The 9,118-nt window shown below is 63.2% G+C and carries 8 protein-coding genes; all 8 read left to right on the top strand.

The genetic code is table 11. The features are described 5' to 3' along the window. Positions 1 to 339: 339 nt before the first annotated feature. The 8 genes from ACQKDV_RS07200 (at position 340) to ACQKDV_RS07165 (ending at position 9,112) form a co-directional block, all read left to right on the top strand. On the top strand, positions 340 to 693 hold the full coding sequence (locus ACQKDV_RS07200; protein WP_427783074.1) for a hypothetical protein: 354 nt from the start codon (positions 340 to 342) through the stop codon (positions 691 to 693). Continuing rightward, the gene (locus tag ACQKDV_RS07195; protein ID WP_427783073.1) at positions 694 to 3,456 is read left to right on the top strand and encodes a zeta toxin family protein; all 2,763 of its coding nucleotides are present in this window, start codon (positions 694 to 696) and stop codon (positions 3,454 to 3,456) included. Between the two features lie 437 nt (positions 3,457 to 3,893). Beyond that, positions 3,894 to 4,340 carry a GNAT family N-acetyltransferase gene (locus ACQKDV_RS07190; protein ID WP_427783072.1) on the top strand — a complete coding sequence of 149 codons (447 nt, stop codon included), beginning with the start codon at positions 3,894 to 3,896 and terminating at the stop codon, positions 4,338 to 4,340. Between the two features lie 139 nt (positions 4,341 to 4,479). Next, entirely contained in the window at positions 4,480 to 5,163 is a 684-nt protein-coding gene (locus tag ACQKDV_RS07185) for a DUF3667 domain-containing protein (protein WP_427783071.1), read from the top strand. Beyond that, positions 5,163 to 5,519, top strand: coding sequence for a hypothetical protein (locus tag ACQKDV_RS07180; RefSeq protein WP_427783070.1), 357 nt, complete (start codon positions 5,163 to 5,165; stop codon positions 5,517 to 5,519). Before ACQKDV_RS07185 ends, ACQKDV_RS07180 begins: the two co-directional genes overlap by 1 nt. A 303-nt stretch (positions 5,520 to 5,822) precedes the next feature. Continuing rightward, the gene (locus ACQKDV_RS07175) at positions 5,823 to 7,178 is read left to right on the top strand and encodes a hypothetical protein (RefSeq protein WP_427783069.1); all 1,356 of its coding nucleotides are present in this window, start codon (positions 5,823 to 5,825) and stop codon (positions 7,176 to 7,178) included. Beyond that, complete coding sequence (locus ACQKDV_RS07170; RefSeq protein ID WP_427783068.1) at positions 7,178 to 8,638, top strand: hypothetical protein; 1,461 nt, start codon at positions 7,178 to 7,180, stop codon at positions 8,636 to 8,638. The genes ACQKDV_RS07175 and ACQKDV_RS07170 overlap by 1 nt, the downstream gene beginning before the upstream one ends. Before the next feature lie 33 nt (positions 8,639 to 8,671). Continuing rightward, positions 8,672 to 9,112: a hypothetical protein gene (locus ACQKDV_RS07165; protein ID WP_427783067.1), complete on the top strand. Its 441-nt coding sequence runs from the start codon at positions 8,672 to 8,674 to the stop codon at positions 9,110 to 9,112. Positions 9,113 to 9,118 lie beyond the last annotated feature (6 nt).

The following is a 9,118-nucleotide window of genomic DNA, read 5'->3' as shown; positions in this document are numbered from 1 at the left end:
GCTCAAGCTGCCGGCCAGCGGCCGGCACTACCGGGGATTCTTCAGAGGATCCCTAGCCTGTTCGCCTGCTCACCTTCCTGCCAGCGGCGGATGCTGACCACGGCTCGGCGCTGACACAGCCCTGCTCGTCGCTGCCGCAGCGGCGATATGCTCCAGCGACCATCTCCACGCGTAGGAACAACGCCGAATCAGCAGTACGGCACGGCCGGATCGAGCCCGGTCAACCTACGTGACCCGCTTCACGGCAGCAGTTGATCACTCCTGCCTATACTCGGCCCATCAATCGAGTAGTCCCTTGCACAGAACGGAAGCACTCTCCCCATACATAAAGGCCCTGCCATGCGACATGCTTCTCTGCCTCCCGTACCGCAAAAACTGCGCGACATGCTCAAAGAATATCCGGAGCACATCCAAACACTGCAAGCTGATTTGAATCGCGTCGTCCAAAAGCCGTTCAAGGGCACGCCCATGTCTGAACAGGCTATTTGGGCTTTAGAGGCTGCGCTCGATGCGTTCATCGGCGAAGCCCGTAAAGAACTGAAGGCGGCCGAAGTCAGTGGCGATCCGGTGACGATTGCGCGAGCGAAGGAAAAGGAGCGCCTTATGTTTCAGGCCAGTTCCAGAAACGGAGGGATGCGGCTTGGGCTGATGACTGATCTGTGGGACTACTTTGAATCGATCGAGAGCATTTGAATGAGAGCGCCAAAGGGAGGTCTCGACGACGCAACGCATTCCCTCAAGTTCTACCAAGAAATCCTTCCAGACAGCGGAATCAGTGGGGTCACTTCCCAACCTCAGCCCAAAGCAATCATCCTCGCGGGACAGCCTGGGGCGGGTAAAGGGGGATTGGCGCGAAGGGCCGAGGCTGATCTTCAACACGACGCAATCACGATCGACCCAGACGAATTGCGTAGGTACCACCCCGACATTGGGGAGCTTCAGAACAAGCACCCCTATACGTGGTCCACGGATTCTCATCCAGATGCCAGCCGCTGGGCCCGGGAGTTGCGGGACCTTGCCATGGCTGGCAAGAAGAACTTGATCTTGGACACTACACTGGCCGATGGCGAGAAGACAGCCAATCTGATCAAGGATCTACAGTCAAAGGGCTACGAGGTGGAGGTGCGCGCCGTTGCATCCCCTAAACTGGAGAGTGAGCTCGGAGTTGAACAGCGCTTCACCCAAAACATAGACAGCAATGGCTATGGACGCTACGTTCCCGCCGATGTTCGCGATGACGCGTTCAGGATGCTGCCAACCAGTTTGGACAAGGTGCACGAGCGCGCCGATGTGCAGATTCGCATCTTCAATCGCGAAGGCAAAGAACTGTACGACAGCCACACCAGCCAGAAGTTGCCCGGGGCTGCATTGCAGGAGGCGCGCGATGCACGATTGAACGATCTCGCCACTACCCGCCGACTGCGGGATGGCTGGCAGCAGCAAAAGGCTTGGCACCACGATCTGGAACAGAACCTGCTTACGAATGACAAAGTCGATCCCACCGCGCGCGCAAACTTACTGACTCAACGCAGCTCTGGTGAGGTGGTTGAAGGTCTGGAGCGATATACCCAGCAATCATTCGAGACACACGCTTCCGGCGTGCGCTCTACCCGTATACGCGCCGGTGGTGGCTTGGGGATCGCAGCGCTGGCATTGGATGCCTATGACGCAGGTGAGGCTCTGCGTAACAGTAGCCGGTTACGCAGCGAAGGCAATGACACGGCCGCTGAATCCGGGTTGATCCACTTCGGTGCACGCAGTGTTGGCGGCTTTGCCGGTGCCGGCTTGGGCATGACAGTCGGTGCAGTCGCTGGCGTCGAATCCGGCCCGGGTTTGCTGGTCACAGGGGCCGTCGGTGGCATAGCTGGCGCGTTCGCGGGCGATAAGATCGCCGAGTGGACTGACAACCGCCGTATCTACAACCAGGCCGACAGCCTGGGGAACACTTGGACCTACAATCCAGACCATCCCGATCAGGGCTGGCAGCGATCCGCGCCTGTCGACAGCAGCGACGACGGCATGGACAACCCGACGCGTGGCCTGCTGCGCGCGCCACCGGCCCTTGCCAACCAGCTGAATTACCAGGCAACCAGCGAGTCGGTGAAACTGGTATTGGGCAGCCCGCCCAGTCAACACGATCCGTTCACACAACCAGCCACTATCAGCGACCCACAAAGCTGGTACCCGGCGCAGTGGACACGTACGGCCGACGGCCAGCAGTGGCAGCGCGAGGTGACCACTGCCGTGTACGAGCTTGGCCAGCGTGAGACGCTGATCGACGTGGCCAGCCCGGAACGAGCGGCCGAGCTCGATCAGGCCGCTGCCCAGATTGTGCTGCACAATGCCGCCAACAGCCGACCGGCGATTGCGGCGCGCTACGAAGCAGCATATGCCGAGAATGGCTGGGCGTCCTATGGCTCGATACCCGAAGCTGTGCAGCAGGCGCGCACCGACCTGGACGCCTTGACCGCCTCCGATGACAACCGCTATCAGCGCCAGGCGGACGGCCGTTGGATCAGCGATGGGGTGATCTACGATTCCACTGCGACCGGCAATCTGCGCACCGAATTGGATGCCACCCGTGACGTCGTAGCTGCGACGCTACCGCCACCCCACGCCATACAGACGCCGTCGCCGATGACGGCCGATGAGCGCATGCGCGACACGCTGCAGGGCGCTTACGCGAACGCCGGGGTGGCCCCGAGTGCAGAACAATTAGCAGCAAGCGTGGCCGCAGTCCAGGTCACACAGGCCGCCCAAGGCTTGGACCCCAATACCACCGCCCTGCAGGTGCAGCGGAACGCCAACGGCGATTACGACGTAGACAGCCCCATTGCCAATCTGCGCCTGGCGCCCGACGGCAAGACCTATACCATCGCGGCCGTGACTACTGCGGAAGACATACACCGGGCCCGGGAACGGGATTCTCCTGACAGCAACGATAGCCCGCAACAAACCGTGCGATCCTCGCTCGACCACTCGGTGAATCCGTCCCACGTGAAGAACGCGACGCCTTCCCGACAGGAGGCAACACCATCGACGGCAATGGCCGCAATGCGGGCCGACCCGCTATATCGGCAGATCCGCGATGGTGTAGCAGAATTGGACACCCAGCATGGACGTGAATTTGATGCGACAAGCGAGCGTATAACGGCAAGCCTGCTCGTACTGGCAAAGAGCAATGGGCTGACACGGGTGGATCATGTGGTGTTGAGCAATGCCACTTCAATACATCCAGCCGCGCACAACGTATTCGTGGTTCAGGGAAATCTGGACGGCCCTGCCTATCTGCGTGCGGTCATGCCCACCGAGCAAGCGGTGAAAGCCCCGATTGAGGAATCAATGCACAAATACGAAGTGGTCAGCCGCCAGGTGGAGCAGCAATCCCAGGCCGCACGACTGCAAGAACAGCATCAGCAGGATAGCCAGGCAAGAGCCGCCAGCATTGGGCGATAGTCGTGGCTCATTCGCACCGGGGAACAAGGCGGCGTTGTTCCAGAGCGCATCCATCGTGCACAACTTGAATCATCCCCAGCCATGTTCCCATTGAACCTCCTCGCCGGAAGGAATGGACACCGTCGCCAATCAATCACGTCAGCGACGGTTGGCCATCCCTCTTTCAACCCCGAGGTGGTTGGTTATGCCCTTGGCGCCTCGTCAACTGTATCGCTTGCTGAAGATGATGGATCCCACTGTCGCCCTTGAGCGATTTGCATTACATGCGGACGAGAGAGCGTGTCAGCAATGATTGCACTCAGGCTGATGACGCGTAGGGATCCATTACGCCGCGCCCTCCATTGAACTCAGCCCGCCGCCTGGTACGGGTGGCGACACTGCCTGCCAGGCGCGCGGCCCGGTACCCCGCGCCCAGCTTCACGCGCTATGGTCACACCATGAAGATCAGGCCCTACCACCGCAACGATATGGATGCTTGCCTGGCGATCTTTGACAGCAACCTCCCCACCTACTTCGCCTTGGCAGAACGGCCGGAATTCGAGGCATTCCTGCGCGACCTGGCGGAGGCACATGCCTACCAGGTCATCGAACTCGACGGCAGCACCGTCGCCTGCGGAGGGCTGTCTCCTCCCGTGAACGGCAGGGCCGGGTTCTGCTGGGGCATGGTCGAGAGATCCCGGCACAGACAAGGACTTGGCCGCCATCTTGCACGGATGCGCCCGCAGCACGCCGCAACCGATCCCTGCGTGGAGCGCGTTGCGTTGAGCACCAGCCAGCCCACCGAGGGCTTCTACGCCGCGCTTGGCTTCTGCGTCATCCAACGAGTAACGGATGGCCACGGCCCGGGAATCCACGCCGTGCACATGGAAGCACGCCTGCAGTAGATCCACGCCATGCGTGGATGCACCTCAGCACGCACGCAGGAATTCCCCGCACCAAAAGCTGAACGAAACCTGAAAATGGCTATGAGCGGCGCCTTCAACCAATGCTTGGCCCCTCGCCCCGATGAGTTCGACCGACAGGATGCACGCTGCCCTGCCCGATGCCGATTCGGCCGCACAGGCCGCCTGCGAAAACTGCGATACCGCCCTGCAGGGCCACTACTGCCATCACTGCGGGCAGTCCGCGCACAACCCGCCCAAGCATGTGGGCCACGCCATCGAGGAAGTGTTCGAATCATTCTGGCACGTGGATGGCCGCATCTTCCGCACGCTGCGCGACCTGTGGGTGCCCGGCCGCATCGCCCTGAACTACCTCAAGGGCCGCCGGGTAGGCTGCGTGCAGCCGCTGCGGCTGTTCGGCAAGGCCGTCACGGCCGAACAGTTCGAGGCGGTACGCGCACAGCAGATGGCATTGATCGACCAGCAGGCCAGCACGACCAATGCCGGCAGCCCCGGCTTTGCCATTGCCCAGGCTGCCGTCAATGCCGCCGCCGCGCAGCGTAAAGCCAAACTCGGCACGCCCGCCGCTGCCGCCGTGCAACCGGCCGACGACGATCACAGCACGTTCTTCAACTACACCATCAACGACAAGCCCTGGGATGCGGATACCAATCCCATCGTGCTCACCGGCCTGCTGCAGTTCGCCAACCACCGGCTCAACCGGCTCCTGCAGAACGGCAACGCCAACATCCAGCGCATGGTCGGCAAGACCGACCTCACCATGCAGGCCATTCTGACCGCCCGCCCGGCGCGCTGTTCTTCCTGATGCCGGTGTTCGCGCTGGTCCTTCGCATCGCCTACATCCCGCGCGCGATGGGTTACCTGGAGCACCTGGTAGTGGCGCTGTACAGCTACTGCTGGCTGATGCTGGTGGCGCTGGCGACCGTTCTGGTCACCAGCATAAGCAATGCACTCGCCTCGCCGCTGGTCTCCACGCTCGGCCTGTGGATCACGGCACTCCAGTGGCTGGCGGTGCCGGTCTACCTGCTGTGGATGCGGCAGCCGGTCTCCGGCGGCAACAAGCTCCTGACCGTGCTGCGCTACGCCCTCATCGGCGGCGTCTACTTCTTCCTGGTCAACGTGTTGGTGATGTACACAGCGCAGGCAGGTATATCCGCCTGATCGCCGCAGACTCGAGCGTTTGAGACCTGCGTGGACCCCGCATGCGCTGCCGCCGGATCCGCAGCCCCTCGGCGGGCCGCACTGCGACAGAGCTCAGTCCTGTCTCGGGAGTGTAAGGCATATCCCTACATGCTGTAGGGAAAAACCGTGACCGCCGTCAGAGAATTTTAGGCTATCCTTCACAACGCATGGACACAGGGGGTCGGCGTGATTGCCGAAAGTGCAGGGGGCACCACGTGGTGCCTGGATAACGATGCGTGGACGCAGGACGGCCACCGATTCGACGCTGAGCAACTGGATGGCTTGCCTGTTCCATCGGTCCTGACCGACCTGGACTACCTCGCGGGCGCCCGGACTGCACCGGGCGACGCGGGATTTCTACCCCGCCAGTTCAAGTTCTCGCCTTTCGACGGCTCGGCACTGCCGGACATCCGGAGCCAGAACTGGTTGCCGCCATGCGCCAGCAGCCAGGGCAACCGGATCTGCGATGAAGATGCAGGCAGGGCGCTGGCCGAGCTGGTCGGCCGGCTGACCGCACATTGGCGCACGACGGCAGTCACGATGCAGGGCAGCGCCGTGCGCATTGACCCGCCAGCCAGCAACGGTCTGCTGTACATCGCCAGCGACGCCGGTGGCCATCGCGACGCCTTGTTCGCACTGGGCCGCAGTGGTTCGCTGTGGATCTGGCAGCGCCATGGCCAGCGCTGGGTACCACTGCGCGCCAGCAAGCTGCCGCTGGCGCGCCACCGTTTCGACCAGTGGGCCTCGGCGGTAGTTACACTGCCCGCAGCGACGGGCTCTGGCTTGGTTATTGCCAACGACGCTGGCGCGGATTTCGTGCAGATCGACCCTCTGCGCATGCAGTACAGCGTAGACCGCTGCGAAGGCACTGCGTTGGGGACGCCAGGTCGGCTGGGCGATGCTGCACTGGTTCCGCTTCACGCCGGTGGGCGGGCGCAGATCGCGATGCATCAGCAGGGCCGCTGGAACACGCTGCCGGTACAGGGCGACGTGCCGGCCCAGATGCCGTTGCTTGCGGCACCCGTCGTGGTGGCCAATGGACATGGGCTAGCCTGGATCGGCGAACGAGGCTGGTTGCAGGTGCAGGAAAACGGCGAGAGCATCGACGTCCGCTGGCACGAGTGGCCGTCCGGCACGCAGGCACGGCCCATGCTGGGCCCGCCCTACCGCAACGGCGATGGCGACTGGCAACTGCTGCAGCGCGAAGACAAGAGCACTGTCTCGGTCCTGCTCGGCGCTTCCCTGCCCCATGAGAATCCGCTGCGACGCGCCTCCACAGGCACCGGCGCCAGCACCTTCCAGCTCAATGTGCGGGTGGATCGCCCCTGGGCGGACTACGATCCGGATGACCATCCGGATGCCTCCGACAACGTCATCCATCCGTTCCTGGAAATTGAACAGAACGGCATGTTGATGTACCTGCGCGTCCCCAATGAGCGCCGCACCAGCCTGCTGTCGTTCTATGAGAACCGCGGCAGGCAGCAGGCGAGCTATTGCATTGGCTGGCCGGCATCCCCCAACCAGACCTACATTCTGGACGCGGCCGAACCCTGGAACGCGCAGTGGTTCATGCACGACGATGCGCTGTGGCTCTGGATCGACGACCGCGGCACGCTGCTGCGATGGAGCGTGCGCTGATGCGTGGCCTGCAGCTGTTCATCCTGGCAATGGCGCTGGGCGCCAGCGTTCCTGCATGGGCCGAACCATTGCGACAGGCCATCCTGGTGCAGAACTCAGGCTGGATGGAGCCGTTCTACGAAGATCCCGCCTCGCCGTTCAAGCCGCTGGTTACCCGGCTTGGCCAGGCCGCCGGCGGCAACGGCGAGGTGGTGGTCGGACTGTTCAACCAGGCTGATGCACGCCACCCGTCCCCCGAATGGGTCTATCGCGGGCCGGGCAGCCATCCGGGTCTGGGCCAGGCACTGGCCAAGGCGGACTTGGCACACAAGCAGTCCGGTGCGCTGGCCGATACGGATTTCAAGGAAGCCCTGCTGGGCGCCATTGAGACCGGCCTGGAAAGCCGGCCTGGCATCATCTGGGTGATCACCAACAACAAGAACAGCCCGAACAACAGCGATGAAACCATCGCCCGTAACCGGGAATTCTATGAACTGCTGCACGAAGAGCCGGTCATCACCCGGGTCGCTGCGTTCCCCCTGAAGATGCCGGTACAGGGCAAGCACTACCGCGCCAACGGGTTGATGATCTACGCACTGGCCTATGGCGAACCCGCCAGCTCCGCCCTGCAGGCCATCCTGCAGCAGCCCTCGCTGGCCACCCTGTTGCCGGAAGGTCACGTGCGGTTGAAGCCGCTTTCCGAGGCGGCCGTGCGATTCCTGCCGACCGGTGTGAAAAATTCCCCGGGCATCCAGGCCGGCCTTGCCGCCGATCGTTCCACCCTCGTGCTGTCCTTCGATGCCGGCACGCTCGCGCGCACGGCGCAGGTCGAGGGCCGCTTCGAGAATCTGTTCAACCCCTACCAGATCCACAGCGCGCGCACGTCGCTGATCGCACCGCCGGCGATCGGCCTGGAGGGCACGTTGTCGACGCAGGCCGTGCAGGCTCTGGAACCGGGCCAGCAGAGCGATCCACTGACGCTGGCGCTGCGACTGCCGCCACTGCCTTCACAGTGGTCACGTGAAGTACTGCTGCGCAGCGGCTACGAAAAACGCGGGGCCATCGACATCCGCTTGGACGACCAGCAGCTGCAGGTGTCGCCCGCCTTCATCGCCCACATGGCCGAACTGTTCCCCGGCGACGCACTCCCGGACGTGTTCCTGCCGCCAGTGCAGTTGAACAGTTCGGTCACCCGCGTGCCGCTGCTGCTGAAGGTCCAGTACCCGGTCTGGCCTGCAGTCGTTGTCTACGGCGGCGGGGTTGCCCTGCTTGCCGCGCTGCTGCTTGCCGCTCTCATGCTGGGCGGCGCCCGTGCCTGCACCGTCGTTGTCGATGGCCAGAGCCAGCAGTTCCGGCTCAAGCCGTTCGCCTCGGCCCAGGTGATGGACAGCCATGGACAACACGTGGCCACGCTCAAGCGTGGACTTACCGGCGCGCGCCTGGCCTGGGTCCATGCCGATACCCCGATCCGCCTCAAGTAACCCCAATTTGCTGCATTCGCCCAAGGACAGAGCATGAGCCAGAAAAGTTCGCTTCCCGCCCCCGTCACCGACCAGCCTGCCACTGATCCGGCGCCGACGGCTGCAGGCACCCCCACCACCAACCCTCAGCAGCCCAGCCTGACCCTGACCGGTGACTGGGATGTGACGGTCGGCGAGCAGACCAACAGTCGTGACGCGCTGATCGGCGGCGTCGTGCTGCTGGTTCTGGCCATAGTGTTCTTCGTGATCAAGAACACGTATGCGAACTGGCGCGTCAAGGAGCGCGTGGCGCCCAGCCGTGCCAATGCGTCGGGGTGGTTCCTGTTTCTCGCTTTGATGGCCGTTGCCACGGCGGCAGTCCTTGGCTTCGTCAACAGCGGCCGTTTCCTCGCACCGCTCTACCTGTTCCCGCTGGGTGGCCTGGCCCTGGTTTCGCTGGTGGCGTGGCTTGCCACCTTCTCCGCCAAACGCTGACGCAGG

Source organism: Stenotrophomonas sp. NPDC077659 (genome assembly GCF_050268705.1).
Lineage (GTDB): Bacteria > Pseudomonadota > Gammaproteobacteria > Xanthomonadales > Xanthomonadaceae > Stenotrophomonas.
This window is presented reverse-complemented; position numbering and strand designations above follow the sequence as displayed.

Coding starts and splice junctions, on each gene's coding strand:
- ACQKDV_RS07190 (WP_427783072.1), top strand. CDS start 3,894: ATGAAGATCAGGCCCTACCACCGCAACGATATGGATGCTTGCCTGGCG.
- ACQKDV_RS07185 (WP_427783071.1), top strand. CDS start 4,480: ATGCACGCTGCCCTGCCCGATGCCGATTCGGCCGCACAGGCCGCCTGC.
- ACQKDV_RS07180 (WP_427783070.1), top strand. CDS start 5,163: ATGCCGGTGTTCGCGCTGGTCCTTCGCATCGCCTACATCCCGCGCGCG.
- ACQKDV_RS07165 (WP_427783067.1), top strand. CDS start 8,672: ATGAGCCAGAAAAGTTCGCTTCCCGCCCCCGTCACCGACCAGCCTGCC.
- ACQKDV_RS07170 (WP_427783068.1), top strand. CDS start 7,178: ATGCGTGGCCTGCAGCTGTTCATCCTGGCAATGGCGCTGGGCGCCAGC.
- ACQKDV_RS07200 (WP_427783074.1), top strand. CDS start 340: ATGCGACATGCTTCTCTGCCTCCCGTACCGCAAAAACTGCGCGACATG.
- ACQKDV_RS07195 (WP_427783073.1), top strand. CDS start 694: ATGAGAGCGCCAAAGGGAGGTCTCGACGACGCAACGCATTCCCTCAAG.